This window comes from Streptomyces chumphonensis (genome assembly GCF_014779715.1).
Classification (GTDB): domain Bacteria; phylum Actinomycetota; class Actinomycetes; order Streptomycetales; family Streptomycetaceae; genus Streptomyces; species Streptomyces chumphonensis.
Genome location: NZ_JACXYU010000005.1, coordinates 292,670 through 316,546 on the forward strand (window position 1 = coordinate 292,670; position 23,877 = coordinate 316,546).

Annotated in this window: 31 protein-coding genes and 3 tRNA genes; 19 read left to right on the forward strand and 15 right to left on the reverse strand. The window is 70.2% G+C overall.

All coding sequences use genetic code 11. The annotated features are described in order from the left end of the window. Position 1 precedes the first annotated feature (1 nt). The 4 genes from IF129_RS13245 to IF129_RS13260 all read right to left on the reverse strand — a co-directional run bounded on the left by IF129_RS13245 (position 2) and on the right by IF129_RS13260 (position 1,061). On the reverse strand, positions 2–457 hold the full coding sequence (locus tag IF129_RS13245; RefSeq protein ID WP_191209791.1) for a MaoC family dehydratase N-terminal domain-containing protein: 456 nt from the start codon (positions 455–457) through the stop codon (positions 2–4). Between the two features lie 152 nt (positions 458–609). Beyond that, positions 610–774: a 50S ribosomal protein L33 gene (rpmG, locus tag IF129_RS13250; RefSeq protein ID WP_003948671.1), complete on the reverse strand. Its 165-nt coding sequence runs from the start codon at positions 772–774 to the stop codon at positions 610–612. Between the two features lie 93 nt (positions 775–867). Then, positions 868–940, reverse strand: a tRNA-Met gene (locus tag IF129_RS13255). Between the two features lie 48 nt (positions 941–988). After that, positions 989–1,061 (reverse strand) — tRNA-Thr (locus IF129_RS13260). A 355-nt stretch (positions 1,062–1,416) separates the two neighbouring features. On the opposite strand from IF129_RS13260, the gene IF129_RS13265 reads away from it, so the two are divergent. The 3 genes from IF129_RS13265 to IF129_RS13275 all read left to right on the forward strand — a co-directional run bounded on the left by IF129_RS13265 (position 1,417) and on the right by IF129_RS13275 (position 4,440). Then, complete coding sequence (locus IF129_RS13265) at positions 1,417–2,685, forward strand: amidohydrolase family protein (RefSeq protein WP_191209792.1); 1,269 nt, start codon at positions 1,417–1,419, stop codon at positions 2,683–2,685. Positions 2,686–2,722: 37 nt separating this feature from the next. Further along, entirely contained in the window at positions 2,723–3,382 is a 660-nt protein-coding gene (locus tag IF129_RS13270) for an NAD(P)H-binding protein (RefSeq protein WP_191209793.1), read from the forward strand. 113 nt (positions 3,383–3,495) lie between these two features. Continuing rightward, entirely contained in the window at positions 3,496–4,440 is a 945-nt protein-coding gene (locus IF129_RS13275) for a hypothetical protein (RefSeq protein ID WP_191209794.1), read from the forward strand. A gap of 263 nt (positions 4,441–4,703) precedes the next feature. On the opposite strand, the gene IF129_RS26365 is transcribed toward IF129_RS13275, so the two are convergent. The 5 genes from IF129_RS26365 to IF129_RS13295 form a co-directional block, all read right to left on the reverse strand. Then, positions 4,704–5,057 carry a DUF6009 family protein gene (locus IF129_RS26365; RefSeq protein ID WP_224754925.1) on the reverse strand — a complete coding sequence of 118 codons (354 nt, stop codon included), beginning with the start codon at positions 5,055–5,057 and terminating at the stop codon, positions 4,704–4,706. Between the two features lie 85 nt (positions 5,058–5,142). After that, positions 5,143–5,682 carry a hypothetical protein gene (locus IF129_RS13280; RefSeq protein ID WP_191209795.1) on the reverse strand — a complete coding sequence of 180 codons (540 nt, stop codon included), beginning with the start codon at positions 5,680–5,682 and terminating at the stop codon, positions 5,143–5,145. 202 nt (positions 5,683–5,884) lie between these two features. After that, complete coding sequence (locus IF129_RS13285) at positions 5,885–6,661, reverse strand: pentapeptide repeat-containing protein (protein WP_191209796.1); 777 nt, start codon at positions 6,659–6,661, stop codon at positions 5,885–5,887. 123 nt (positions 6,662–6,784) lie between these two features. Continuing rightward, complete coding sequence (locus IF129_RS13290; protein ID WP_191209797.1) at positions 6,785–8,032, reverse strand: XRE family transcriptional regulator; 1,248 nt, start codon at positions 8,030–8,032, stop codon at positions 6,785–6,787. A 158-nt stretch (positions 8,033–8,190) separates the two neighbouring features. Continuing rightward, on the reverse strand, positions 8,191–8,544 hold the full coding sequence (locus tag IF129_RS13295) for a winged helix-turn-helix domain-containing protein (protein ID WP_224754861.1): 354 nt from the start codon (positions 8,542–8,544) through the stop codon (positions 8,191–8,193). Positions 8,545–8,699: 155 nt separating this feature from the next. On the opposite strand from IF129_RS13295, the gene IF129_RS13300 reads away from it, so the two are divergent. From IF129_RS13300 to IF129_RS13360, 14 genes are all read left to right on the forward strand, one after another. Next, on the forward strand, positions 8,700–8,990 hold the full coding sequence (locus IF129_RS13300) for a hypothetical protein (RefSeq protein WP_191209798.1): 291 nt from the start codon (positions 8,700–8,702) through the stop codon (positions 8,988–8,990). Continuing rightward, positions 8,987–9,637 (forward strand): GGDEF domain-containing protein, encoded by a 651-nt coding sequence (locus IF129_RS13305; protein ID WP_191209799.1) that lies wholly within the window; start codon positions 8,987–8,989, stop codon positions 9,635–9,637. The genes IF129_RS13300 and IF129_RS13305 overlap by 4 nt, the downstream gene beginning before the upstream one ends. Further along, positions 9,634–10,614, forward strand: a complete 981-nt coding sequence (locus IF129_RS13310) for a DUF2637 domain-containing protein (RefSeq protein ID WP_318153708.1) — start codon at positions 9,634–9,636, stop codon at positions 10,612–10,614. Before IF129_RS13305 ends, IF129_RS13310 begins: the two co-directional genes overlap by 4 nt. After that, positions 10,611–11,522: an adenine nucleotide alpha hydrolase family protein gene (locus IF129_RS13315; RefSeq protein WP_224754862.1), complete on the forward strand. Its 912-nt coding sequence runs from the start codon at positions 10,611–10,613 to the stop codon at positions 11,520–11,522. Before IF129_RS13310 ends, IF129_RS13315 begins: the two co-directional genes overlap by 4 nt. Beyond that, positions 11,519–11,851 carry a hypothetical protein gene (locus IF129_RS13320; protein ID WP_318153709.1) on the forward strand — a complete coding sequence of 111 codons (333 nt, stop codon included), beginning with the start codon at positions 11,519–11,521 and terminating at the stop codon, positions 11,849–11,851. The genes IF129_RS13315 and IF129_RS13320 overlap by 4 nt, the downstream gene beginning before the upstream one ends. A 140-nt stretch (positions 11,852–11,991) precedes the next feature. Further along, complete coding sequence (locus IF129_RS13325; protein ID WP_191209879.1) at positions 11,992–14,175, forward strand: cell division protein FtsK; 2,184 nt, start codon at positions 11,992–11,994, stop codon at positions 14,173–14,175. Between the two features lie 140 nt (positions 14,176–14,315). Beyond that, entirely contained in the window at positions 14,316–14,606 is a 291-nt protein-coding gene (locus tag IF129_RS13330) for a hypothetical protein (RefSeq protein ID WP_191209800.1), read from the forward strand. Then, positions 14,597–14,785, forward strand: a complete 189-nt coding sequence (locus IF129_RS13335) for a hypothetical protein (RefSeq protein WP_191209801.1) — start codon at positions 14,597–14,599, stop codon at positions 14,783–14,785. The genes IF129_RS13330 and IF129_RS13335 overlap by 10 nt, the downstream gene beginning before the upstream one ends. A 13-nt stretch (positions 14,786–14,798) precedes the next feature. Next, positions 14,799–14,993, forward strand: a complete 195-nt coding sequence (locus IF129_RS13340; protein ID WP_191209802.1) for a hypothetical protein — start codon at positions 14,799–14,801, stop codon at positions 14,991–14,993. A gap of 4 nt (positions 14,994–14,997) precedes the next feature. Next, on the forward strand, positions 14,998–15,120 hold the full coding sequence (locus IF129_RS26735; protein WP_263576221.1) for a hypothetical protein: 123 nt from the start codon (positions 14,998–15,000) through the stop codon (positions 15,118–15,120). 3 nt (positions 15,121–15,123) lie between these two features. After that, the gene (locus IF129_RS13345) at positions 15,124–15,585 is read left to right on the forward strand and encodes a hypothetical protein (protein WP_191209803.1); all 462 of its coding nucleotides are present in this window, start codon (positions 15,124–15,126) and stop codon (positions 15,583–15,585) included. Between the two features lie 89 nt (positions 15,586–15,674). Further along, a complete protein-coding gene (locus IF129_RS13350; protein WP_191209804.1) occupies positions 15,675–17,474 on the forward strand; it encodes a DnaB-like helicase N-terminal domain-containing protein in 1,800 nt (599 codons plus the stop codon). Between the two features lie 251 nt (positions 17,475–17,725). After that, positions 17,726–17,935, forward strand: a complete 210-nt coding sequence (locus IF129_RS13355; RefSeq protein WP_191209885.1) for a helix-turn-helix transcriptional regulator — start codon at positions 17,726–17,728, stop codon at positions 17,933–17,935. Then, the gene (locus IF129_RS13360) at positions 17,935–19,308 is read left to right on the forward strand and encodes a tyrosine-type recombinase/integrase (RefSeq protein ID WP_191209805.1); all 1,374 of its coding nucleotides are present in this window, start codon (positions 17,935–17,937) and stop codon (positions 19,306–19,308) included. Before IF129_RS13355 ends, IF129_RS13360 begins: the two co-directional genes overlap by 1 nt. Before the next feature lie 182 nt (positions 19,309–19,490). On the opposite strand, the gene IF129_RS13365 is transcribed toward IF129_RS13360, so the two are convergent. Next, positions 19,491–19,572, reverse strand: a tRNA-Tyr gene (locus IF129_RS13365). A 185-nt stretch (positions 19,573–19,757) separates the two neighbouring features. Between IF129_RS13365 and IF129_RS13370 the strand changes: the two genes are divergently transcribed. Next, positions 19,758–20,246 (forward strand): YajQ family cyclic di-GMP-binding protein, encoded by a 489-nt coding sequence (locus IF129_RS13370; RefSeq protein WP_191209806.1) that lies wholly within the window; start codon positions 19,758–19,760, stop codon positions 20,244–20,246. A gap of 33 nt (positions 20,247–20,279) precedes the next feature. On the opposite strand, the gene IF129_RS13375 is transcribed toward IF129_RS13370, so the two are convergent. Beyond that, a complete protein-coding gene (locus IF129_RS13375; RefSeq protein WP_191209807.1) occupies positions 20,280–20,729 on the reverse strand; it encodes a nitroreductase family deazaflavin-dependent oxidoreductase in 450 nt (149 codons plus the stop codon). A 124-nt stretch (positions 20,730–20,853) separates the two neighbouring features. Here IF129_RS13375 and IF129_RS13380 point away from each other — a divergent pair, with 124 nt between their 5' ends. Beyond that, entirely contained in the window at positions 20,854–21,570 is a 717-nt protein-coding gene (locus tag IF129_RS13380; protein WP_191209808.1) for a TetR/AcrR family transcriptional regulator, read from the forward strand. Between the two features lie 9 nt (positions 21,571–21,579). On the opposite strand, the gene IF129_RS13385 is transcribed toward IF129_RS13380, so the two are convergent. The 4 genes from IF129_RS13385 to htpX all read right to left on the reverse strand — a co-directional run bounded on the left by IF129_RS13385 (position 21,580) and on the right by htpX (position 23,762). Next, on the reverse strand, positions 21,580–22,083 hold the full coding sequence (locus IF129_RS13385; RefSeq protein WP_191209809.1) for an FBP domain-containing protein: 504 nt from the start codon (positions 22,081–22,083) through the stop codon (positions 21,580–21,582). Positions 22,084–22,156: 73 nt separating this feature from the next. Next, positions 22,157–22,507 carry a VOC family protein gene (locus tag IF129_RS13390; RefSeq protein ID WP_191209810.1) on the reverse strand — a complete coding sequence of 117 codons (351 nt, stop codon included), beginning with the start codon at positions 22,505–22,507 and terminating at the stop codon, positions 22,157–22,159. After that, positions 22,504–22,902: a YccF domain-containing protein gene (locus IF129_RS13395; protein ID WP_191209811.1), complete on the reverse strand. Its 399-nt coding sequence runs from the start codon at positions 22,900–22,902 to the stop codon at positions 22,504–22,506. Before IF129_RS13395 ends, IF129_RS13390 begins: the two co-directional genes overlap by 4 nt. Continuing rightward, positions 22,899–23,762, reverse strand: coding sequence for a zinc metalloprotease HtpX (htpX, locus tag IF129_RS13400; RefSeq protein ID WP_191209812.1), 864 nt, complete (start codon positions 23,760–23,762; stop codon positions 22,899–22,901). Before htpX ends, IF129_RS13395 begins: the two co-directional genes overlap by 4 nt. Positions 23,763–23,877: the final 115 nt, after the last annotated feature.

The following is a 23,877-nucleotide window of genomic DNA, read 5'->3' on the forward strand; positions in this document are numbered from 1 at the left end:
CTCAGCTCTCCTCCGCCGCCGCGCGGGCGACCAGCTTCGTGTGGGCGGTCACGACGAGCTCGCCCAGCTCGTCGTGGACGTCCCCGCGGATGTCCAGGATGTCGTTGCCCGCCATGGAGCGGATGGCCTCGACCGTCGAGGTGACGGTGAGCCGGTCGCCCGCCCGCACCGGGCGGACGTAGGCGAAGCGCTGGTCGCCGTGGACGACGCGGCTGTAGTCCAGCCCGAGCTCCGGGTCCTGCACGACCTCGGCGGCGGCCCGGTAGGTGATGCTGAACACGAACGTGGGCGGCGCGACGACGTCCTCGTGGCCGAGCGCCTTCGCCGCCTCCGGGTCGGTGTAGGCGGGATGGGCGTCGCCGATCGCCTCGGCGAACTCCCGGATCTTCTCCCGGCCGACCTCGTAGGGAGCGGTGGGCGGGTAGCTCCGCCCGACGAACGACTGGTCGAGGGCCATGGCCCGCTACCTCCTGCTGGAATCCGGCGTGCTGGTGCCCGACGTCAGCCGTCCCCGTGGCCGGTCGCGACCGGCCACGGGGACGGCGAACGCCGTGAGGCCGCCCCCGACGACGGGGGCGGCCTCGACGATTGCTGTGATCAGCCCGGTGATCAGCGCGTCTCGCGGTGCGCGGTGTGCGCGTTACAGCGCGGGCAGTGCTTCTTCATCTCAAGACGGTCCGGGTTGTTACGCCGGTTCTTCTTGGTGATGTAGTTCCGCTCCTTGCACTCCACGCAGGCCAGCGTGATCTTCGGGCGGACGTCCGTGGCAGCCACGTTGAGTGCTCCTTGACGCGAACGAATGGTGTTTAACGCAGAAAGAGTAGCCGATCGAAGGACCGACCCCACAATCGGCTACTGAGTGGTGAGTAGCGGCGACCGGACTTGAACCGGTGACACAACGATTATGAGCCGTTTGCTCTACCGACTGAGCTACGCCGCCACGATGTGACCGGCCCCCCGCCACCTGGCGGACGGCCTCTCACATCAGAGCCCCAAAACGGAATCGAACCGTTGACCTTCTCCTTACCATGGAGACGCTCTGCCGACTGAGCTATTGGGGCGAGCGAGGAAGACACTACACGCTCCGCCGCCGAAGGTGAAATCAGTACAGCGCCGTGAGGCGCCCCTCGCGGAGGCCCCCGGAGCCCCCTCGCAGCGGCCCTCCCAGCACCCGCCGGAGCCGCCCGCCACGTCGGCGGACGTGGGCCGGAGGCGGTCCCGCCCGAGCCGCACCGGGCGCCCCCGCCGGTACGACTTATGCCGACCGCCTCGCGACTGCGCGCACCGGGCACCCACCGCGTCCTACGCTCGGTCCGACCCCGCCCACGGACCGTGCACGCCACCGCGCCACACCGTCGGCCCGGGACGCCCCCACCGACACTCCTCGACCGAGGCACAGCACCCAGCGGGAGCCCGATGCCGGACAGCCAGCCCCAGGAACCCGGGCGCCACGGACGCGCCGGAGCGAACGACGAGGCGGGCGGCCTGGTCCTCAGCGGCGCCCGTCTCGCCGACGGCAGGACCGTCGACGTCCGCGTCACCGGCGGCCGCATCGAGGCCGTCGGCACCGCCGGAAGCCTCGCCGACACCGACGCGCGCGCCCGGGGCACCCGCGTCGACCTCGGCGGATACCTCCTGCTGCCCGCGCCCGCCGAACCCCACGCCCACCACGACAGCGCCCTCACCGCCGACGTCGACGGACCGCCGTCCCTGGAACCCGTCGACGTCCAGCGCCGCACCACCCAGGCCGCCCTCCTCCAGCTCGGCCACGGCGCCACCGCCATCCGCACCCACGTGCGCATCGGCGACGTGACCGGACTCCGCTCGCTCCAGGCCGTCCTCGGTGCCCGCCGCGCACTGCGCGGGCTGACGGAGCTGCGCGTCGTCGCCGTACCGCGCCAACTCACCGGAGCGGCCGGAGCCGACGGGCTCGCCATGCTCCGCGACGCCCTCCGGATGGGCGTGGACGTCGTCGGCGGCTGCCCCGACCTCGACCCCGACCCGTCGGGCCACGCCGAGGCCGTCCTCGAACTCGCCGCCGAACACGGCCGCGCCGTCGACCTCCACACCGACGCCCCCGACCCGGCCCGGCTCGCCCGGCTCGCCGCCATGGCCGGCGGGCTGCGGCCCCACGTCACCATCGGCCCCTGCTGCGGGCTCGCCCGGCTCCCGCACGACGTCGCCGCCCACCTCGCCGGACGGCTCGCCACGTCCGGCGTCAGCGTCGTCACCCTGCCCCAGGGCGGCTGCGTGCTCGACGGCACGACCGGCCAGCCCGACACGGGCGGGTGGGTGCCGCTGCGGCTGCTCCGCTCGGCCGGCGTCCACGTCGCCGCGGGCAGCGGAGCCCTGCGCGACGCCGCCAACCCCGTCGGGCGCGGCGACCCCCTGGAGGCCGCCTTCCTCCTGGCGTCCCGCGCCGAGGCCGGCCCCGAGGACGCCTACGCGGCCGTCAGCGCCGAGCCCCGGCGCGCCCTCGGGCTCCCCCCGGTGCGCGTCGAGGCCGGCTTCCCCGCCGAACTGCTCGCCGTCCGGGGGCAGACGGTGCCGGGCGTCCTGTCCCTGGGATACAGCCGCGTCGTGCTCCACCGGGGCCGCGTGGTCGCCCGCACCAGCGCGGTGCGGGAGTTCTGCGACGCGGCCGACGGCGCCGGACTCGACCTGCCGCGCCAGGCACAGGGATGACACCGCAGCGGAGCCCGGGTGACGTACCGTCGGACGCATGCGCACAGTCATCGCAGGGGGCAACGGACAGATCGCGGTACGGCTCGAACAGCTGCTCACCGCACGCGGCGACGAGGCCGTCGGCCTGATCCGGCGCCCGGAGGCGGCGGACACCGTCCGGGCGGCCGGGGCCGAACCGGTCGTCTGCGACCTGGAGTCCGCCTCCGTCGCCGACGTCGCCGGTCACCTCGCGGGCGCCGACGCCGCCGTCTTCGCCGCCGGAGCCGGGCCGGGCAGCGGCGCGGCCCGCAAGGAGACGATGGACCGCCGGGGCGCCGAACTCTTCGCCGAGGCCGCCGCGCAAGCCGGCGTCCGCCGCCTGATCGTCGTCTCGGCCATGCGGGTCGACGAGGAGCCGCCGCCCGGCATGGACGAGGTCTTCGCCGCCTACCTCCGCGCCAAGGGCGCCGCCGACGCCGCCGTCCGCGCCCGGACCGACCTCGACTGGACGATCCTGCGCCCCGGGCGTCTCACCGACGACCCCGGCACCGGCCGCGTCCACCTCGGTCCGGACGCCGAACGCGCCGAGGTGCCGCGCGACGACGTCGCCGCCGTCCTCGTCGCCCTCCTCGACGAACCGCGCACCGCCGGGCTCACCCTCAACCTCGTCAGCGGCGAAAGCCCCGTCCCCACCGCCGTCACCGCCACCCTCCCCTGACGCGTCGCTCCCACCCGTCACACGCCCGACCGGTTCGGGCCGGCTGATGTATCGTCATTCGCCGGTCCGGGCACGTCCCTCGTGCCCGGGGGGCCACGCGGGAGAACGGTGCGGTGGAGTCACAGAAGAGGTCCCGCCAACGACGCGAACGCATCGACATCATCGCGGCGTGGAGCAGGTCGGGGATCGTCGCGGAGCGCCGACGGCTGCTCATCGAGGAGCAGTTCGCGCAGCGGTTGACGCGGACCGGGTCCCGCTTCTTCGTCCCCCTTCCGCTCCCGCACTCCGACGACCTCTGGTACCACACGCAGGTCTCGTTCCTGCTGGAGGCCCTCGACGCCCTGCCCCGGCGCCCGGACATCGCCTTCGACTCGACGTGGAAGGTGCTGGAGAAGACCGCCGTCACCCGTCTGCCCACCCGCCGAGGCGGACGGCCGAACGTCACGGACGCGCTGAAGCTCCTCAGCGCCGACCGGCGACTGTCCGGTGCCGTCACGGAAGCCCTGCTCGCCGACGTCCCGAGCCAGACCTGCGGATACCTCTTCAAGCGACTCGTGCTCCGGGAGCCCGCCGAGAGCAGCCGCCAGGCCCGCACGAGGCTGTCCACCGGCTACGGAGCCGGTGACGGCCTGCCCGCCGAGATCGACGCCTTCCTCACCCTGGTGGAGAAGCAGTACGCCGCCCCGGACACCGACACGGCGCGCCGGGGAGCCATGCTCCTCCGGCGCGCGCTGAGGGGAGAGCGGCTCGACGTCGGAGGGACGCCGGTCGCCCTCTCACCCCCGGCCCGGCTCCGCATCCTGCTGTGCGGGCTCCTCTACACCGCTCGCAACGAGCGGTACCACGGGGAGTCCTTCTCGCCCTTCTACAGCAGCGCCGCGAGCATCAAGACCTACACGCACCCGCACTACCTCTTCCTCGCGGCCTACGCCCTGGTGCACCTCGTCTGGGCGCACGACCAGCACCCCTACGGCCCGCCCGTGGACGCGGTCGAGGAGAACACCGTCCTCAACCTGCGCGAGGCCCGCGCGCTCTACACCCACCACTGGACCGCCTGACCGAGGCCGTGGACGGGCCCACGCCACCCGGAACCCAAGAAGCCCCCTCTGACCTGGTCTTTCGACTGGTCGGAGGGGGCTTCCCGTTCCTGTGGCGGCGCCAGGATTCGAACCTGGGAAGGCTGAGCCGGCAGATTTACAGTCCCCTCAAGGTCACACGCCGAAAATACTGCTGAACTGCAGAAATTGAGAGTGCCCGTATGGACTGACGCCTAGTCGTCCACACCTCGTCCAGGGGCACTGGACATCGCTGCTCCTACCGTCTACACCTCAGGAAGCGGTGCTCCCCACGCGCGCTGAGTGAGCTCGCCCCAGACACCCGGAGAAACAGTTCGCGGGTCAACTGCCTCGCTCGGTGCCGAGCGACTGTACGTCCCGTTCGGTTCCTCGGACCTGTCGTGATCCTTCACCCAGAAGATCCGCCGCACGAACTTGCCTGGCACGTCCCCACTTGGCGCGTCGGGGCGAAGCACTGCGTAGCCCACCCGGCGTCCAGCACCCCGCCAGGGCACCGGCCTCCGACGCGTGGCCACAGACAGCTCAACGGACTGCCGAACGTAGTCGAACGAGCCTATGTCCTCCATCCAGACGATGCCGTCCTCGAATTCCAAAGCCATGAGCTTCTCCCGCACTTTACGCCTCCCTCTGCTGTAAGCAGTCAGAGCAACAGTGTCCTACTCCTACAGATTTCCAGTCGCCCACCTAGCTCCGGCCGTGCGTCTTACGCTCCAACTCGTTCAGGCGGCTGAGGGCCGACTGGACATCGAGCACAGCTGTGTGCGCCAGCTCTGTCATCCGATGAACCTGTTCAATGTCTCGGGCGTCCTGTAGCGCGGAGTCTCGGTGCTGGCGGACCTCGTCAGCTCCTCCCAGGAAGCGCCGTCTTGCACGGACTGGAGGTGCCAACGCGAAGATCTGATCCCACGCATCGGCTAGGCGGTTCAGCGACAGCTTGAGTACCTGATCCTCTCGACGGTCGGCAGCGTCTCGGAGAGCCCGGCCAACCTCGCGCCGGTCCTCATGCATGAACCAGTCCGACCGGTGAAGACCTGAAGTTACCTCGTCCAAGAGGGCACGGAACTCTGTGAGCTGCCTGCGAAGGGCCTCAGCTTCAGGCCCCAGAGCGAGTTGGTGACGACGCAGCCATACCTTGCGAGTCCCCGCACCCACGGTCCACACGAACGCAAGCCAGCCAGGGACGAACTTAAGCCAGTCGGCCCAGGAAAGATCAGCAGCAGCCATGACCCGAGTGTGCCGATCCGGGATGCTTCAGGCAGCGGTTTCCCGAAAAGCACGCTCAACTCTTCGCCTGCTCGTGTGCGTCAGGCGGACGACGACCTTCCGCACTCCACGTAGCAGCTGAGCATAGTAGCCAAGGAGGAACCGTCTGTGGACGTCGTCCGGTGACCGTGGCTGTCGTCCACGGGTGGCGTCTACCGTGCGACTACTTGTCTTCGTCCTGAGGGACACCGTCTGGCCATACGGCACCCTTGGCCGACCGCACCTGATCAATTGCGCCCTGCCTGAGGCCATTAGCAGCCATTAGGTTGGAACCGTCCAGCTTTGCCCCTGCGAGATTGATCGCAGTCATGTCGGCTTCAGGAAAGGCACAGTCTGAGAGATCTGCGCCTTCAACCCTTGCCCATGTCAACAGTGTCCCCCGAAAATACGAACCTGAGAAGTTTGCTTCGGGGAGATAGCAATTCCCAAGATGGGACTCGGAAAAGTCGGTATTGCGGAAGTTCGCACCTCTACTGAATGAGAAACGTCGCAAATCGCAGCGACTGAGGTCGACCTGCGGATCGTCACCCCTGAACTCTCTTCTGGCCAGTACAGTGAGTGCAGCTGCCACGTCTTCTGCGCGGCATATATTTCTCTCGGTGTAAGATGGGGAGGCGTTGGCGGATAGACCACCGAATGACGACCGTCGACGAATGTGGGCTGCCAGGACCTCGATCACCGCCGACCTATCGTAGGGTGAATCTTTCATGACTCGCTCAAGCGCGTAGATTCCTCCAAGAGCCATAGTAGGTTCCTCGTTTGCAGAAAGCATTTCCACGGCCTTACTGAAACGATCTGTGAACTGTGCCGACTTACCCAGTTCGTAGGTACGGTGCGCAAAATAGAGGCTAACCAGTGCTGCCGCGCCCACGCCGAGTGCTGCGATGCCTGTACGGAATCCGTTGACTGCGGCCCCTGCACCGGGGGACAAATCGTCCAAGTGGGGGCTGTCGAGTAGCCACGGTCCCCAAATGAGAGAGCATAGCCAACCGGTGATGGCCAGGACTATCAGTGCAACTGTACGGCGCTTCACTTATTACTCTTTCTGAATGCGAGGCTTGCCCTAAGAAGGGAGAAACCCAGGGCTCGCCGCGCCAAGGTCTCGCAGGTGAGTCAAATAATCCTGCGCTGCCGAGTCGCCGCTGAAACGTTGGCGCATTTCAGCTGCCAGTTCTCGACTTGTCATGATGAGTGACGGTACTGATTGCCGGTCTCCTTTGAGCGCGCGTTCCCCGTAAATGATAGCTTCCTCCAAGGAGCCTTCACGCGCCGAGGTGACACCGAGAGTTACGCGCGCTTCGGCGTTGCGCATAGGGGAGCGTTCGGTGCCGTCGAAGTCGGTGCCGTCACGGAGGACCTGCTCGGCGAGATTGCGGGCCAGCTTGTCTTCGCCGACGAGACGGTAGCAGTCCATCGAGTAGAAATCGAACTTTGCCGGGTCCACTACGAAGTGGTTGTCCAGATTCTCCGGGAGCGGCATTCCTTCGAGGAGGCGACGGCCACGGTCGAGGGTCACCTCGACTTGCCGTCGGTCTCCTATGCGGGCCCACGCCTTCGCTTCCTGCGCGGCCAGCTGCACAGCGACGCCGTGATTCGTGGCGCGTTCGGTACCGGCTTGGGCGGCAGCGATAACGCCTCGGTAGTCGCCCGTGGTGAGCGCGAACCAGGCGCGCATCTCGTGGGCCCATCCGGCGATCTCGCCGTGGTCGGTCTCCGTGGCAAGTGAGAGCGCGGCCCGGCGCGTTGACTCGGCGCCGTGGCGGTTGCCCATGTCGTACTCGACGCAGCCGACCAGGAGCGCGAGCCACCCGGAGAGCGCCAGCACTTCGCGGTGCTGGGCGAGCGTGAGGCTCTTGGAGTGGAGGTCCACCACGCGGCGGAGCCACTGCCGGCCCTCTACGAGCAGCTGCTCGCTCGGCATGAATGGGTACTCGGAGCAGAGCCGGTCGACGGTGATGCGCAGCGCGTCCAGGGTGGCGGCGTCGACGTCGGAGCGGTTCAGGCGGCTGACGATTTCCAACGTCTCCATGCCGCTCGCGGCGACGATTTCGGCGTTGCCGTCACGACGGGACGGGGCGGGGAAGATCGCGTGTGTCACGGTGCCGAAGGTCGCGGCGATGATGGGGCGGTAGAAGTCGCCGGGCATGGAGCCGGCTTCCCAGCGCTTCCACTGGCGGACCATCGACTCTTCGCTGGGCAGCTCGCTCGGTGCGTGGGCTCTGAGGGCGCGTACGGCTTGAAGCTGAGACCAGTCCCGTGCTTGCCGTTCGGCCACGATGCGGTGTGCCCATGCTGGCCTGTCGTCTGCCATGTGCCCTCCCTTGGCTGCCTGTCGTGAGTCTTGCCGTTCCTTCGGGGGGACACGCAAGAGGACAGTGGGGGGCATCTGAGGTGTCACCGTCCCCGGCTCGCTGACACCCCCACTGTCACTTCTCGACAGCCGGTCCCAGCTTCACAGTGTTGTCCAGATCACGCACTGCCTGAGGTGGCGCGACCTTCGAGGGCCGCCACCCGTTCAGCCAATGCCTGAATCTGGGAGCGGATTTCCTTGATCTCTTCGGTCGTGTCCTGCTTAGCACTCGGCGCCTCTGCTGAGGCCGCCGTCACGAAGTACCCGCGGTTCCCCGCAGAGAAGATCAACCCCTCTGCGACGAGGATGCCCAGCCCGTCGCGCACCGTCTGGCCGGCGATTCCGAATTCGCGGGCCAGCTCCCGGGTTCCCGGCAACCTGCCGTCCGCGTACCTCCCCTCGCTGATCCGCCTCCGCAGCACATCCGCAACCTGCACCGGCTTGGGTCTGGGGTCGTTCGCGGCAAGGCTCATGCTTCGAGGTTATCCACCAGCGCGCCCTACTGCGCACTGTCGCAATGCTTGCGAGCTAGTGCGCACTAGTGCATGCTGATGCGTGCGCGGTCGTCTCCCGGCCAAGGAACGCCGACCGCTGCACCCTGCCCTGCTCGACAAACACAGGAGTAGTGATGCGCACCTTTGTTGCTGGTCAGGAGGCTTACAACGCCTCCGAGTTCACGGAACTGGCACTCGGTATCGACCGGGAGCTGTTCGTGGGTGTCCCGGGCGAGTCCCACGAGGAGCGGGCCGCGCGGATGGACGTCGCGCGAGAGGCCCTGGCGGACCTGCGAGAGCGGGCCGAGTCGGACGAGGTGGCCGCCTGGGACGCGCTGTACGCCGAGGCCCTGACACGCACCGTGCCGATGCTGAGGGCTGCGGCCCGGCGTCGTCGCGTGCGCCGAGAGGGTGAGGCGGCATGAGCGCTGTTCTCTCCACGGTCGTCGCTGCGGCGCCCGTAGCGGCGGGCTGGTCCGTTCACACCGTGTGGATGCGTCGCCAACTCAGCCGCGCCCGGCGCGACCCGTTGACCGGGTTGCCGACGCGGGCGCTGTTCGAGACCCGGGCCCGGAAGCTGTTGTCTCGGGGATCGCGGGCGGTGCTGCTGGCGGACCTGAACCGCTTCAAGGAGCTGAACGACACGTTCGGTCACGCAGCCGGTGACGCGGCCATCCGGGCAACCGGTCGGCGGCTGGCCCGGTGGGCGCTCGACCACGCGGGGACGGCTGCCCGGCTCGGCGGAGACGAGTTCACCGCCGTGTTCACCGTCGGTGGTGAGTCCCACCTCCGCACTGCGCTGACCGATCTGGCCGAACGACTCAACGAGCCCGTGCCCCACCAAAACGCCCAGCTCCCCGTCAGCGCGTCCATCGGCGCAGTGGTGGCCGCCGGACCCGGTACGGGACTGCCGGTCGCACTGCGTCGGGCTGACGAGGCGATGTACCGGTGCAAGCGGAGCGGCTGGGACTGGTGCATCGGTCACGGAAACGTGCCGATCACCGGCGAGCAGATCAACGGCCGCCGCCCCGGTCGAGTCGGCGCAACCCGGCCCGAGGGGAGGCAGCCGTGAGCGGGACCGAGACGGCCGCGACGACGGCTGAGCACCGGGGCATCCCCGCTCTGAGCACGGGGGAACGGTGGCTGGCTGCCGCTGCTGCTCTGTCCGCCGGCGCGGTCGGCGGACTCGGCTTGGCATCGTCGTTCGACGCGGTGTCCGCCGCAGCTGAGCGGTGGGGATTCGGTGCACCGTGGATGCTGCCGGTCGGCATCGACGTGGCGATTCCGGTGTTCACCGTGGCCAACCTGCTGCTCATCCGCATGGGGATGCCCCTGGGGTGGGTGCGGTTCGTTCCCTGGGCCCTCACGGCGGTGACGTGCTGGCTGAACGTCGCTGCTGGCGAGTCCCTGTCGGCGAAGGTGGCGCACGGGACCATGCCGCTGCTGTGGGTGGTGCTCTCCGAGATCGCCGCCCACATCTACGCCGTCCGCATCGGCGCGGCGACCGGTGCGCGGATGGAACGCATCCGCCGCTCCCGCTGGCTGCTCTCCCCGATCGCGACGTTCGCCCTGTGGCGCCGGATGGTGCTGTGGGAGACGACCAGCTACCGCGACGCACTCGCCCGCGAGCGGGAACGCCAGCTGCTCCGGGCAGAGCTGCGCGAGCGGCACGGTCGCAACTGGCGCCGCACCGCACCGCGCCGGACCCGCGTCCTGCTCAAGCTGGGCGAACTCGCCCCCGACGAGGCGGTGCCGGAACCGGCCACGCCGGACCGACCGGCACTGCCGCCCGCGCCCCCCAAGGAGGCGCCCAAGCCGCGCGCGACCGGTGCGAGGAAGGGGCGGCGTCCGCAGGGCAAGCGGTCGTTCGAGGAGCTGCTGACGCAGGCACGCGAGGCCACGGCACAGTGGCCGGCCGAACGGCTGGCAGCTGAGCCGATCCGGACCGAGCTGCGTTGCTCCCCGGCTAACGCCCGTCGGTTGCGGGAGACGCTGCGCGCAGAACGTGTCGAGGGTAAGCAGCGTGGGCCGGTGGGGGTTGCCGCATGAGCGCTTCTACGCCGAGCTTGCGGCTGCTGTCCCTGGGGGCTGGAGTACAGTCCACCGCGCTGTTGCTGCTCGCTGCTGAGGGAGTTCTTCCCCGACTGGATGGAGCGATCTTCTCTGACACCGGGTGGGAACCGGAGCAGGTGTACGTGCACCTGGAGCGGCTGGAGAAGGAGGTGGCCACACCGGCGGGTATCCCCGTGTACCGGGTGTCGGCGGGCAACATCCACACCGACGCGTTGGACCCGGCTCACCGATTCGCGTCCATGCCGCTGTTTGTGAAGAACGGTGATGGCAGTGTGGGCATGATCCGGCGGCAGTGCACCGATGAGTACAAGCTCAAGCCCATCAAGCGGCAGGTGCGCACCCTGCTCGGCTACCCCGCCGGGCGTCTGCCTCGGGGACTGTTCGCAGAGCAGTGGGTGGGCATCAGCTGCGATGAGTTCACCCGGGCCAAGGACTCGGGCATCGGCTACGCGCTCAACCGGCACCCGCTGCTGGAACTGGGCTGGTCACGCACGGACTGTCTGCGTTTCCTCGCCCGACGCGGTTGGCAGAGCACCCCGAAGAGTGCGTGCGTCGGCTGTCCGTTCCACTCCAACGCCCAGTGGCGCCAGATGCGCGACCACCAGCCCACCGAGTGGGCAGCGGCCGTCGCCTTCGATCACGCGATCCGTTCCGGGGCCGCGCGCGGCAACGCCACCGGTTCACCTCTGTTGGGCCAGGCCTATCTACATCGCTCCTGTGTGCCACTGGACCAGGCCCCCGTAGACACCGTGACCGCTCATGAGTGGCGGGAGCGGCAAGGTTCGCTGCTGGATCTCCTCGATCCGGAGGATGGGCCCCGAGGGTGTTCGCCGTGGACGTGCCGCAGCGATGACCACGACGCCGAATCGGCGGTGGCGGCGTGAGTGAGCCGATCGTCTACGCCGACCAATGGCGCATCGTCATGGCCGCATCTGAGTGGCGCTGCCAGTGCTCCGGGGAGTGTGGCCACGCCCACGCCAAGGGCGGGGGCCGCTGCCCGAGAGAGCACGACCGACACGCCAGCAAGCACCGCGGGCCGGTCCGGCTGCTCGCCGCACCGGCCGACCCGATCACCCCCACCCGCCGCGCGGTCGCCCTCCCGGCGCACGCGCTCCGGGCATGGTGCCCGGATTGCCTGGACGCAGCTCGCCGCGTGGCACTGCGCACCGCACCTGCCGATCCCGCACAGATCGGCCTGTTCGACCTGTCGTAGCACCGACGGGGCCCGGCCACCGCCGACCAAAGCACATGGTCGGGCCCCGGTCCTCCCTCTCCACAAGGAAGGAACTCTCAGTGAATCAGCACGACGGACACGACGACGAGCGGAAGCTGTTTGCCCGGCTCGAACACGAGATGAGCGGCACCGGATCGGCCGACCCCACGCCCGACAGATCGGACGGCTCGGTGGTCGATCTGGACAAGGCGCGATCGGCCCGCGAGTCGGCCGACGCATCGGCGACGGGATCGGCCGGACGGATCGACTCCGGGTCGGTCGACGGATCGGGGCGCGTGTGGGTCGACTCCCCGGGGACCGGATCGGGCGGTGGGCTGGCCGATCGGTTGCGGGGTGGCAAGCGTCGCGAAGTGCTCCCGGCGTGGGCCCGCTCTCGCGAGGAGTTCGCGACGGCGGCGCGGTGGCTGACCGGCCACATCGGGCACACCGTCGCCTACCACGGGGTGCGCCTGCCGTGGTACGGGCTGCGGCTGACCGCACAGGCCCCGGCCGGTACGGCGAAGTTCGTCGGCGGGGCGATGCGGTGGGTGGCCGATCGCGAAGGCGATCCGCTGCGGGCGGCTGCCGCGCGGCGGGAGAACGTGGCGGAGTACATGACGCTCTCCCGCCAGCGGGACCGCCGCGTGAAGTGGCGCACCCTGGTTGCCGTCGTCTCGACCTTCGTCGGGATCGGGGCGGCCCTGTCGCTGTACGTCCTCGCTCCCGGTTGGCTGCTCGCGCTCGCGGGCGCCTCGGTGACGCTCGCGTTGGGGTGGCTGGGGGCGCCGGCCGATGCTCCCGTCATCCACCGCGCCGTGGAGACCGGCAAGGCCCCGAAGCTCACGTCCGACATCGTCCTGCGGGCGCTGGGCGCTCTGGGGATTCCGGCGATCAATCAGGCGCAGCCCAAGGGTCGGGATGGGTTCAAGTTCACCGCTCCCATCGCCCGCGACGGGCGCGGTTGGCGCGCCGAGGGGGACCTGCCCTACGGGGTGACGGTCACCGACGTCATCGACCGGCGCGACAAGCTCGCGTCGGGTCTGCGTCGCCCGCTGGGGTGCGTGTGGCCCGAGGCCGTGACGGAGGAGCACACCGGGCGCCTGGTGCTGTGGGTTGGGGATCAGGACATGTCCAAGGCCAAGCAGCCGGTGTGGCCGCTGGCCAAGGACGGGAGCGTGGACCTGTTCAAGCCCGTCGCGTTCGGCACCGACCCGCGCGGGCGGTGGGTGGAGATCACGCTCATGTACATCGCGGCCGTGATCGGTGCGATCCCCCGCATGGGCAAGACCTTCCTCCTGCGCCTCCTGCTGCTCATCGCCGCGCTCGACCCGCGAGCGGAGCTGCACACGTACGACCTCAAGGGAACCGGCGACCTCGACCCGGTCGGCAACGCCGTCTCCTACCGCCACCGCGCCGGGGACGAAGAGGAGGACATCGAATACGCGCTGGCGGACCTGCGGGCCCTGCGGGAGGAGCTGCGGCGCCGTACCAAGGCGATCCGGGCCCTGCCGCGCGACGTGTGCCCGGAATCGAAGGTGACTTCCGAGCTGGCGTCGAAGGCGTCACTCGGCCTGCACCCGATCGTGATCGGGGTGGACGAGTGCCAGGTGTGGTTCGAGCACGACAAGCACGGAAGCGAGATCGAGGAGATCTGCACCGACCTGGTCAAGCGCGGCCCCGCGACCGGCATCGTGCTCCTGCTGGCCACGCAGCGCCCCGACGCCAAGGCCCTGCCCACCGGCATCAGTGCGAACGCCTCCGCGCGGTTCTGCCTGAAGGTCATGGGCCAGCTGGAGAACGACATGGTGCTGGGCACCTCCGCGTACAAGCGCGGGGTGCGGGCCACGATGTTCTCTTGGGCTGACAAGGGCATCCACTACTTCGTGGGGGAAGGTGCCGACGCCCGCATCGTCCGCTCCACGTTCGTCGACGCTCCCGCCGCCGACGCCATCGCTGCCCGTGCCCGCGCCGCACGCCAAGCGGCCGGCACGCTCGCCGGGTACGCCCTGGGGCAGGAGCACGACGCCGACACCACGGACCAGCCCGGGTTCGACCTGCTCGCCGACATCCTCGCCGTCGTCGGCGCGGACGAGGCCAAGGTGTGGTCGGAGACGGTCGTGGCGCGGCTGGCGGAGCTGCGGCCGGACGTCTACGGGACGTGGAGCGGTGAGCAGCTGACCGCAGCGCTCAAGCCCTACGGCGTCAAGACCGGTCAGGTCTGGGGAACGACGGAGGACGGCAAGGGCGCGAACCGGCGCGGCATCAAGCGCGCCGACATCCTCACCGCCGTCGCTCAGCGTGACGGAAACACCGACGCGGCCTGACTCGGATTCGCCGCTAGACCTAGCGGCACACCCCGCTAGGTCTAGCGGCCCCGCTAGCGGCCTGTACCGCATCTGATCAGCTCACTAACTCCTAGCGGCCCACCTGCGAGAACACCGGAATCCGGCTCTGGAGGCCGTACATGCCCCCTGCCCTGGCTGCTATAGCCATCCTCCTGTTCGTCACCCTGGGTTACGCAGCTCTGTGCGCGGCATCGCCCTTCGGCCAGTGCCGTACCTGCTCCGGACTCGGCTTCGCCCTCACCCACACCCGGCGCGGCAGGCCCAAGCGCGGCAAGACCTGCCGCCGCTGCAAGGGCCACGGCCACCGCCTCCGTGCCGGGCGCTGGCTCTACAACCGCACCACCCGCCTGCACCACGACGGCACCCACACCCCCGCACGCACCCCGGAGGAGAACCACCCATGGCTGTGACCATCTCCCTCGCACTCCTCTTCGGCGGCGCACTGGCCATGCTGCTGAAGTCCCGCAGCCTCGGCGCAGGCTCCGCGTTCGTCGCCGCAGGGTTCGGCTACTTCCTCGCGTCCACCGGCGCGGCCGGGCCCATCAACGAGTTCTTCGCCGCCGTCATCGACGCCATCCCCAACGTCTGACCGGGCGGCTGCGATGACCGACCGCATCACCCTCATGGCCGCCGGAGAACTGCGCGACGCCGTCGACGCCGTCCAGCGCGGCGACACGGCCGCCGCCGCTCACGCCCTGGCCTCCATCGACCCCGAGTCCTGGCGAGCCATCGAGGACCGGCTCGCCGCGCTGGGCGGCAGCATCGCCGCCCTCACCACCACCACGAAGGAGCACTGACCCCATGCCCGCGTTCATCGACTGCGAGCTGTGCGCCGACGACCCCGACCCCCACCCCCACTGCTGCGGGTGCGGCACCGACGGCAGCAGCGAGCGCCCCGACTGCATCTGCGACCAGGAGCACTGACCCATGTTCGAGCTTCGCGTCATCTGCGACCCGGCCGACGCCGACCGCATCACCACCGCCCTGAACACCACGTTCGAGACCGGCCCCGTGCGGCGGCTGCCGTCCCGGCACAGCGCTCAGGCCCGGCTCTACATCACCGCCGACCACCGCCCCGACACCGAGACCGCGACGTGGCCGGCGCCGGAAGACGCCTACGCCACCGCGCCCAGCATCATCCGCGAGATCGGGTGGACCGCCGACGCGGCAGCCAGTCGTCCCGTCGGCACCACGCTCGGCCGCGAGTTCTGGCTGCGCAAGGCCGCCGTGCTCGACCGCATCGCCCTGACCGATCACGCCCCGGGTGACGCCGACGAGGTGGCCGCGAAGGCCGCTCAGCGACTCGTCGAGCTGGACGACGTGACCGGCGTCCGGGATGCCCGCGGCTACGTCCGCCAGCAGTACGCCCGCTGGGCCTGCGACCAGTAGCAACGCCCGGGGCGGCGGTCTCCCGGCCAAGGAACACCCGCCGCCCCGGTCTCCCTGCCCGTTCGATGACTGAACAGGAGACCTCCAGAATGACAGCTGATCCCACGGACCGGCAGCACGGCGATGTGCTGTTGCTGCACGGGCCCGGTGAAGCCCGGCGGGACGGTCCGCCGCAGGACCTCGACGCGGAGCAGTGCGTCTTGGGCGCCATGCTCCTGTCGGACGCCGCCATCACCGATGCGGCGGGCACGATGGACCCCTCCGACCACTACCGGCCCGCGCACGAGACGATCCACCGCGCCGTTCAGCGGATGCACGACGAGGGACGGGCCGTGGACCCCATCACCCTCACGCACGAACTCGACCGGACCGGCGACCTTCGCCGTGTGGGTGGTGCCGGATACCTGCACTCGCTCGTGCAGAAGGTCCCGACGCCCAGCCACGCCGAGTACTACGCGGAGATCATCAGGGACAAGGCGGTCCGCCGACGCCTGATCGAATCCGGCACCCGGCTCGTGCAGGCCGCGTCAGCGTCCGACGTCGACACGCACGAGGTGCGGGCCGCCGTGCTGGCCGAGGTGACCGCGCTCACCACCTCCGACCGCGACAGCGGTGCCGAGGACGACGCACCGCAAGACGGACCGCCGAACGTCCTCTACGACCCCCAGCCCGGCATCCGCCGGCCTCAGCGCCTCGGCCCGACACCCCACCCCGACGTGTTCACCGGCTGGCTGGGCGAGACCGTGCGCGAACTGGACCCCACGACCGAGGCCGACCCGGTCGCGGTCCTGGTGAACCTGCTCTCCGCAGCCGGGGCCGCCATCGGACGACGCCCCCACGTCATGGTCGGCAACGACAGGCATCCCTGCCTCATCTGGGCCCTCACCATCGGTCCCACCTCGACCGGCCGGAAAGGTTCGGCGACCTCGACGGCCCGCCGTGTGCTGGCGGAAGCCCTGCCGGAGTTCTTCGGCCCGGAGCACACCCCGCGCGGGTTGAACTCCGGCGAAGGGCTCATCGAGTACGTCAAGGACGACGACAGCGACAACCCCGCACCGGCCAGCATCGACAAGCGACTGTGGGTGCTTGAGTCGGAGTACGCCGTCACGATGAGCCGGGGACGCCGTGAGGGCTCAAGCCTACCGGGCGTCCTGCGGCAGGCATGGGACGGCGACTCGCTCGGCTCGATGGTCCGCGACTCGCTCAAGGCCACCGATCCCCACATCGCGATCCTCGGCCACATCACCCCCGAGGAGTTCCGGGCCAAGATGCAGGACTCGGAGATGGCCGGCGGCACGTACAACCGCTTCCTCCCGATCTTCTGCCACCGCAACCTCGTGCTCCCCGGCTCGCGCGGCGCCAGCCCGGAGCTGGTGGCCAATCTCGCGGCAGGGTGGCGCACCGTCCTGAACGACGCCGCCCGTGTGGAGCACGTGAAGTTCAGCCCGGACGCGTGGGCGCTGTACTGCGACGAGGTGTACCCGGCTCTGAGCGACGATTCCGCCGGCGGCGTCATCGCCCAGTTCACGGCCCGCTCCGCGCCCTACGTTCAGCGCGTCGCCATGGTCTACGCCCTGTGCGACCACACCGACACCATCACCGAAGCCCACATGCGGGCGGCATGGCAGCTGCTCAACTACGCCCGCGCGTCCGCCGTGCACCTGCTGGGCAACGTCACCGGCGACCCGAAGGTGAACAAGCTCGCCGACGCCGTACGCGCGGCCGGGCCGGACGGGCTCAGCGCCGACCAGGTGCGGCGGCTGTTCAAGAACTCCAGCCGCGCGGACCGCGACCGGCTCACCGCCGAACTGCTCGACCAGCCCGGCTACGTCCGCACCCAGCGGCCGACCCGAGGCCGCCCGACCACCGTCATCAGCTACGCGGGCTGAGGGCGGTAAGGGCGCGAAGGGCGATAAGCACGCTGACCAGGGGCGACGGCAGGGCGGTAAGGGGTGCGGAAAGGCGGGCGGTAAGTCCGCCGGACGCGCGTCCCCGACTTACCGCCCCGGATACCGCACCCCATACCGCCCCAGCGAAGGCCCAGCTCAGGCCGCTTAACACCCTTACCGCCCTTACCGCCCCAGCCGGACACCAACGGAGAACCCATGCGCATCCCCGGATCGGACAGGGAGGTCCGCCCGTGAGCACGTCCGCACGCAAGCGCCGTCAGCCCGCTGATGAACTCCTACCGCTCACCGTGGTGCTGGAAGAACTGGGCATCACGCGAGCCTCCTGGTACCGCTGGCGCAACCGTGGCCAGTGCCCCCGCACACATCGTCTGCCGAACGGGCACCTCCGGGTGCGCCGTAGCGACCTCGACGCCTTTCTGGCCGACATGGAGGTGTCGTAATGGATTGGAGCTACACCGTCCGCGTGTGGAGCATCCGAAAGCGCCCGTACCGCAAGCCGTTCCAGCTTCGCTGGCAGGTGGGCGAGCGGGCACATTCGGAGTCGTTCCTCACGGCCGGGCTGGCGGAGAGCCGCAAGGCTCAGCTCATCACAGCCGCCAGGGCAGGTGAGCCGTTCGACGTGGAAAGCGGGCTTCCGAAGTCCCTGCTGCGTGAGCAGGAAGACATCTCGTGGTACCAACACGCACGGCAGTACATCGAGATGAAGTGGCCTCACTCCCCCGCGTCCACACGGAAGACGCTCGCGGAGGCCATGGCCACCGTGACGCCTGTGCTCGTGAAGGACACCCAAGGCATGGGGGACGCCCGTGTCGTCCGCGCGGCGCTGTACGGCTGGGCATTCAACGTGAAGCGTTGGGACGAGGAGCCGCCGCCCGAGTACCAAGCCGTGTTGGCATGGTTCGAGCGGAAGTCGAAACCCACGTCAGCCCTGGCGGACAGGATGCTCGTGCGGAAAGCGCTGGACGCCCTGACTCGCAAGTTGGACGGCAAGACGGCGGCTTCGTCAACGATCCGCCGGAAGCGGGCCATTTTCCACAACGCGCTTGTCTACGCCGTTGACGCCGGGCTTTTGACCGAGAACCCGATTCCCCGGGTGAGCTGGAGCCTGCCTGAGCCGGTCGAAGAGGAGATCGACCCATCGTGCGTGCCCGAGCCCGTCCAGGCGGCGGAACTGCTGAACGCCGTGCGGGCGCAGGGTGCCCGTGGCCGGCACCTGGTCGCGTTCTTCGGCTGCATCTACTACGCCGCTGCGCGGCCCGCCGAAGTCGTGGGGCTGCGGCAGGAAGACTGCACACTCCCCCGCCGTGGCTGGGGCCTCCTGCAACTACAGGAGACGCGTCCGCGAGCGGGCGCGGCATGGACGGACTCCGGGCAAGCGCACGACAGCCGTGGGCTGAAGCACCGGTCGCGAAGGGCGGTGCGGCCGGTTCCCATTCCGCCCGAGCTGGTGGCCATGCTGCGGTGGCACGTCACGGCGCACGGCGTGGCCCCGGACGGTCGGCTCTTCCGGACGCTGCGGGGTGGACTCGTGCAGGAGAGCGGCTACGGGGAGGTCTGGGCGCGGGCACGGGAGAAAGCCCTCCCAGCGGGCGCCGCGAAAACGCTCATGGCGAAACGGCCCTATGACCTCCGCCACGCAGCGGTGTCCACCTGGCTCAGCTCCGGGGTGGAACCGCAGCTGGTGGCCAAGCGGGCCGGCCACAGCGTGGCCGTGCTCTTCCGGGTGTACGCGAAGTTCCTCGGCAACGCGGACGAGGCGGCGAACGCCAAGATCTCCGCTCGGTTGGGGGAGCGGGGGACGCCGTCCCCCTGAGCCCCACGCATGCCCCATAGGTGCAGGTCACCCACCCGACGCCCGTCCACGGCTCGTCCAGAACCACTGGTAGAGGACGTGATCGAACGGGACGGAGTGAGACAGTCCGGCACTCCGCTGGGCACCGACACGAAGAGGCCCCTGCCTGCTTGTATGCAGGTCAGGGGCCTCTTGCGTTCCTGTGGCGGCGCCAGGATTCGAACCTGGGAAGGCTGAGCCGGCAGATTTACAGTCTGCTCCCTTTGGCCGCTCGGGCACACCGCCTGGGATGGGCCGTCGTGAGCCGTGCTCCTCGACGACGGGGTAAACCATACCTGATGGGTGGGGGTGCTTCGCCACTCGGTTGATCAGCGGCCGGGCCGGGTGGGCGGGGCTAGGCTTGCGGGCGCGGACGCCGTCGGGCGGGCCGTCGTCCCTACCGGATCTACGCATTGAGGAGCCAACCCACGATGGCCGACTCCAGTTTCGACATCGTCTCGAAGGTCGAGCGGCAGGAGGTCGACAACGCCCTCAACCAGGCCGCCAAGGAGATCTCCACGCGCTACGACTTCAAGGGCGTGGGCGCGAGCATCGCCTGGTCGGGCGAGAAGATCGAGATCCGTGCCAACTCCGAGGAGCGCGCGAAGGCGGTCCTGGACATCTTCGAGACCAAGCTGGTCAAGCGGGGGATCTCGCTGAAGGCGCTGGAGTCCGGGGAGCCGCAGGCGTCGGGCAAGGAGTACAAGATCTTCAGCTCGATCCAGGAGGGCATCTCCCAGGACAACGCCAAGAAGGTCGCCAAGGTCATCCGCGACGAGGGGCCCAAGGGCGTCAAGGCGCAGGTGCAGGGTGACGAGCTGCGGGTCAGCTCGAAGAGCCGTGACGCGCTTCAGGAGGTCATCACCCTGCTGAAGGGCAAGGACTTCGACTTCGCCCTCCAGTTCGTCAACTACCGCTGACGGGTGGGCCCGCCCGGTCGGACGCCGGGCGGGTCAGCGTTCGACGGTGAGGCGGAAGACGGGGTGCTTCGGGGCGATCGCGAGCAGTTCCGCGTCCGTGGCGTCGGGGCCGACGCCGCCGAAGAAGACGCCCACCTCGGCTTTCCAGCGCCGTAGGTAGGCCCGCAGGAGCGGGGGCTTCTCCTCGTCCGGCACCTCGACGGCGGTGAAGCGCCGGGTCCGGCGGCCGAGCCGCAGTTCGCCGCCGCCCGCAGCCCGCAGGTTGTGCGTCCACTGGACGTGGCCGCGCGGGGCGACGAGGTGGAGGTGGCCGTCCGCCGTGAGGGGGTTCACGGGGGTGCGGCGCCAGGCGCCGGTCTTCCGGCCGCGCACGGCCAGGATCCTGGCCCCCCACACGCTGACGCCGCGGCGGGCGAGCCAGGCGACCAGCGGGTTGAGCACGTGGACGGTGAAGCGGCCGGGTTTGATGACGTGTGCGGGCATGGCGGGACCTCCACGATGTGAGCACTGCTCTCGTCATAGAGCAGTGTCCCACCCGGGCACGCCCCCGGCAAGAGCAATGCTCTCGTTCTTGGCCGGTGCTCCGACGCCTGGCAGACTCCTCCCCATGACGGTGATCAGAGGGGCCAGGGAGCGCGCGCGGAGCGACGTGACGGCGGCCATCAAGGAGGAGGCGCGGCGCCGGCTGGCCGCCGAGGGCGCCGCGCGGCTCTCGCTGCGCGGCGTCGCGCGGGAGCTGGGCATGGTCTCCTCGGCGCTCTACCGCTACTTCCCCAGCCGGGACGAGCTGCTGACGGCGTTGATCATCGACGCGTACGACGCCGTCGGGGAGGCCGCCGAGCGCGCGCTGGACGCGGGGGCGGGGGCCCGGCCCGTCGCCCGCTGGACGGCCGTCTGCCGGGCGGTGCGGGACTGGGCGCTCGCGCATCCGCACGAGTACGCCCTCATCCACGGCTCGCCGGTGCCCGGCTACGCGGCGCCGCAGGCCACCGTGGGCCCGGCGTCCCGCGTCGGGCTGGCCCTGATCGCCGTGGTGGCCGACGCGCACGCGGCCGGGGCGCTGCGGACGTCGGGTCCGCCCGTGCCCGAGGCGGTGCTGCGCGACGTGGCGGCCCTGCGTGAGCGGCTGGGGCTTCCGCTGCCCGCGTCCGTCCTGGCGGAGGCGGTGGCCGCCTGGTCGCAGTTGTTCGGGCTGGTCGGCTTCGAGGTGTTCGGCCAGTTCGAGCGGGTCATCGACGCCCGCGACGCGTTCTTCGACCACGCGGCCGCCCGGCTGGCGCGCCTGGTGGGCTTGGAGGAGCTGGAGGGGGACTCCGGGCGCTGAGCGCGGCCGTCAGGGTGCGGCGACCTTGGCGACGAAGTCGTCCAGGTTGGCCAGGGCCCGCTCGATGCGCTGCTCCAGGGTGAGGGACTCCGTGTGCCGGACGAGGCGGCGGGCGGGCCGGCGGATGCCGCGCAGGTAGAGGGAGCACTTGAGGTCGGCGCAGAAGTACAGGCCGACGGAGTTGCCCGCCCGCCCGGCGGCCCCGGCGCGCGGGGCGACGAGGAGGCGCACGCCGGACAGGTCGTGGGCGGTGAGGCAGATCTGGCACATGCCGGACCTGACGGTTCCGGCCGGCCGTCCGGAGGTGCCGCGCAGCAGGACGCCGACGGGCCCGTCGGCGCGGGGCAGGACGAGCAGGGAGCGCTGGGGGGCCGTCGGGTCCGTCCAGCCGAGGAAGTCGAGGTCGTCCCAGGGCGTCGTGGGGAAGTCCGTCGGGAGGCGCAGGCGGGACGCCTCGCCCTTGCTGCAGTTGATGAAGCCGGCCCGGACGGCCTTCTCGGTGAGGGGTTCCATGTGGGGCCAAGCTATCCGGGGGCACGACCGCTGTCCTGCGGTTTTTGGGGCAGCGGTCGTGCCCGCGCGGTGGTCAGCCCTCGCGGTGGCTGACGACGTTGACCACGCGGCCCTCGGGGTCGCGGGTGAAGAAGCGGCGGACGCCCCAGGGCTCGTCGGTCAGCGGGTGGACGATCTCGGCTCCGGAGGCCAGGACGGCGGCGTGGACGGCGTCGACGTCGTCCACCTCGATGCTGAGGTCCGGGACGACGGGCGCCGTCTCCTCGCGGATGAAGAGGAGTTGGGCCGTCGGGTTGGACGGCGAGGCCAGGGCCATGACCCAGCCCAGGTTCATGACCTCCTCCAGGCCCAGGAGGCCGTAGAAGTCGCGGTTCTCGGCCAGGGCGTGGGTGTGCGCGTCGGGGACGACGCGGCGGACGGTCATCGGAGCGCGTACCCCCGGGGTGCGTCGGAGCGGACGATCTCGCGGCCGAGCGGCATCAGCGAGACGGGCACCAGCTTGAAGTTGGCGATGCCGAACGGGATGCCGATGAGGGTGAGGCAGAGGACGACGCCGGAGGCGATGTGCCCGAGGGCCAGCCACCAGCCGGCCAGGACGAGCCACAGGATGTTGCCGACGAGGGAGCCCGCGCCCGCGTCACCCCGTTCGACCACGGAGTAGCCGAAGGGCCAGAGCGCGTAGACGCCGATGCGGAAGGAGGCGATGCCGAAGGGGATGCCGATGACGGTGAGGCACAGGAGCACGCCCGCCGCGAGGTAGCCCAGGAAGAGCCAGAAGCCGACGAGCACCAGCCAGATGACGTTCAGGATCGTCTTCACGGTGTCCAGCCTGCCATGCGTTCGAGCCGGGCGATGCGTTCGGACATCGGGGGGTGGGTGGAGAAGAGGCGGGAGAGCCCCTCACCGGGCCCGAACGGGTTGGCGATCATGAGGTGGCTGGACGTCTCCAGCCGGGGCTCGGGGGGCAGCGGCAGGCGCCTGGTGCCGGCGTCGAGCTTGCGCAGGGCGGAGGCGAGGGCCAGCGGGTCGCCGGTGAGCTGCGCCCCGTCGGCGTCGGCCTCGAACTCGCGGGAGCGGCTGACGGCGAGGCGGATCACGGAGGCGGCGAGGGGCCCGAGGATCATGAGCATCAGCATGCCGACGAGGCCGGGGCCCTCGTCGTCGTCGGTGCGGCCGAAGGGGATGAGCCAGGCGAAGTTGGCCAGGAAGACGACGACGGAGGCCAGCGCCCCGGCGACGGAGGCGATGAGGATGTCCCGGTTGTGGACGTGGCTCAGCTCGTGCGCGAGGACGCCGCGCAGCTCGCGTTCGTCGAGGAGGCCGAGGATGCCCTCGGTGCAGCAGACGGCGGCGTTGCGCGGGGTGCGTCCGGTGGCGAAGGCGTTGGGGGCCTGGGTGGGTGAGACGTACAGCCGGGGCATGGGCCGGCGCGCGGCGGTGGAGAGCTCCCGGACGATGCGGTAGAGCTGGGGCGCCTGGAACTCGCTGACGGGGCGGGCGCGCATGGCCCGCAGGGCGAGCCGGTCGCTGTTCCAGTAGGCGTAGGCGTTCGTGCCGAGGGCCACGAGGACGGCGACGAGCAGGCCGGTGCGACCGAAGAAGCCGCCGACGACGACGATCAGCGCGGACAGCGACCCCAGCAGCAGGGCGGTCCTCAAACCGTTGTTGCGGCGGTGCACGGTACGCCCTCCAGGTGGTGCAGCAGGGGAGCGCCTCGCTCCGGTGGTCCCTCCACCTTCCAGTGGAACCTCCCGGAGGGGACAACGCGAGGCGCCGTCCACGGGTTCCCGCCGG

What these genes read in the sequence shown, in the direction of transcription:
- IF129_RS13315 (WP_224754862.1), top strand. Translation starts at nt 10,611, where the DNA reads ATGAGCGCTTCTACGCCGAGCTTGCGGCTGCTGTCCCTGGGGGCTGGA.
- IF129_RS13385 (WP_191209809.1), bottom strand. Translation starts at nt 22,083, where the DNA reads ATGGAACCCCTCACCGAGAAGGCCGTCCGGGCCGGCTTCATCAACTGC.
- IF129_RS13335 (WP_191209801.1), top strand. Translation starts at nt 14,597, where the DNA reads ATGGCTGTGACCATCTCCCTCGCACTCCTCTTCGGCGGCGCACTGGCC.
- IF129_RS13345 (WP_191209803.1), top strand. Translation starts at nt 15,124, where the DNA reads ATGTTCGAGCTTCGCGTCATCTGCGACCCGGCCGACGCCGACCGCATC.
- IF129_RS13330 (WP_191209800.1), top strand. Translation starts at nt 14,316, where the DNA reads ATGCCCCCTGCCCTGGCTGCTATAGCCATCCTCCTGTTCGTCACCCTG.
- IF129_RS13295 (WP_224754861.1), bottom strand. Translation starts at nt 8,544, where the DNA reads ATGAGCCTTGCCGCGAACGACCCCAGACCCAAGCCGGTGCAGGTTGCG.
- IF129_RS13350 (WP_191209804.1), top strand. Translation starts at nt 15,675, where the DNA reads ATGACAGCTGATCCCACGGACCGGCAGCACGGCGATGTGCTGTTGCTG.
- IF129_RS13290 (WP_191209797.1), bottom strand. Translation starts at nt 8,032, where the DNA reads ATGGCAGACGACAGGCCAGCATGGGCACACCGCATCGTGGCCGAACGG.
- IF129_RS26365 (WP_224754925.1), bottom strand. Translation starts at nt 5,057, where the DNA reads ATGGCTTTGGAATTCGAGGACGGCATCGTCTGGATGGAGGACATAGGC.
- IF129_RS13375 (WP_191209807.1), bottom strand. Translation starts at nt 20,729, where the DNA reads ATGCCCGCACACGTCATCAAACCCGGCCGCTTCACCGTCCACGTGCTC.
- IF129_RS13325 (WP_191209879.1), top strand. Translation starts at nt 11,992, where the DNA reads ATGAGCGGCACCGGATCGGCCGACCCCACGCCCGACAGATCGGACGGC.
- IF129_RS13305 (WP_191209799.1), top strand. Translation starts at nt 8,987, where the DNA reads ATGAGCGCTGTTCTCTCCACGGTCGTCGCTGCGGCGCCCGTAGCGGCG.
- IF129_RS13360 (WP_191209805.1), top strand. Translation starts at nt 17,935, where the DNA reads ATGGATTGGAGCTACACCGTCCGCGTGTGGAGCATCCGAAAGCGCCCG.
- IF129_RS13270 (WP_191209793.1), top strand. Translation starts at nt 2,723, where the DNA reads ATGCGCACAGTCATCGCAGGGGGCAACGGACAGATCGCGGTACGGCTC.
- IF129_RS13370 (WP_191209806.1), top strand. Translation starts at nt 19,758, where the DNA reads ATGGCCGACTCCAGTTTCGACATCGTCTCGAAGGTCGAGCGGCAGGAG.
- IF129_RS13390 (WP_191209810.1), bottom strand. Translation starts at nt 22,507, where the DNA reads ATGACCGTCCGCCGCGTCGTCCCCGACGCGCACACCCACGCCCTGGCC.
- IF129_RS13340 (WP_191209802.1), top strand. Translation starts at nt 14,799, where the DNA reads ATGACCGACCGCATCACCCTCATGGCCGCCGGAGAACTGCGCGACGCC.
- IF129_RS13280 (WP_191209795.1), bottom strand. Translation starts at nt 5,682, where the DNA reads ATGGCTGCTGCTGATCTTTCCTGGGCCGACTGGCTTAAGTTCGTCCCT.
- IF129_RS13245 (WP_191209791.1), bottom strand. Translation starts at nt 457, where the DNA reads ATGGCCCTCGACCAGTCGTTCGTCGGGCGGAGCTACCCGCCCACCGCT.
- IF129_RS13380 (WP_191209808.1), top strand. Translation starts at nt 20,854, where the DNA reads ATGACGGTGATCAGAGGGGCCAGGGAGCGCGCGCGGAGCGACGTGACG.
- IF129_RS13300 (WP_191209798.1), top strand. Translation starts at nt 8,700, where the DNA reads ATGCGCACCTTTGTTGCTGGTCAGGAGGCTTACAACGCCTCCGAGTTC.
- IF129_RS26735 (WP_263576221.1), top strand. Translation starts at nt 14,998, where the DNA reads ATGCCCGCGTTCATCGACTGCGAGCTGTGCGCCGACGACCCCGACCCC.
- IF129_RS13265 (WP_191209792.1), top strand. Translation starts at nt 1,417, where the DNA reads ATGCCGGACAGCCAGCCCCAGGAACCCGGGCGCCACGGACGCGCCGGA.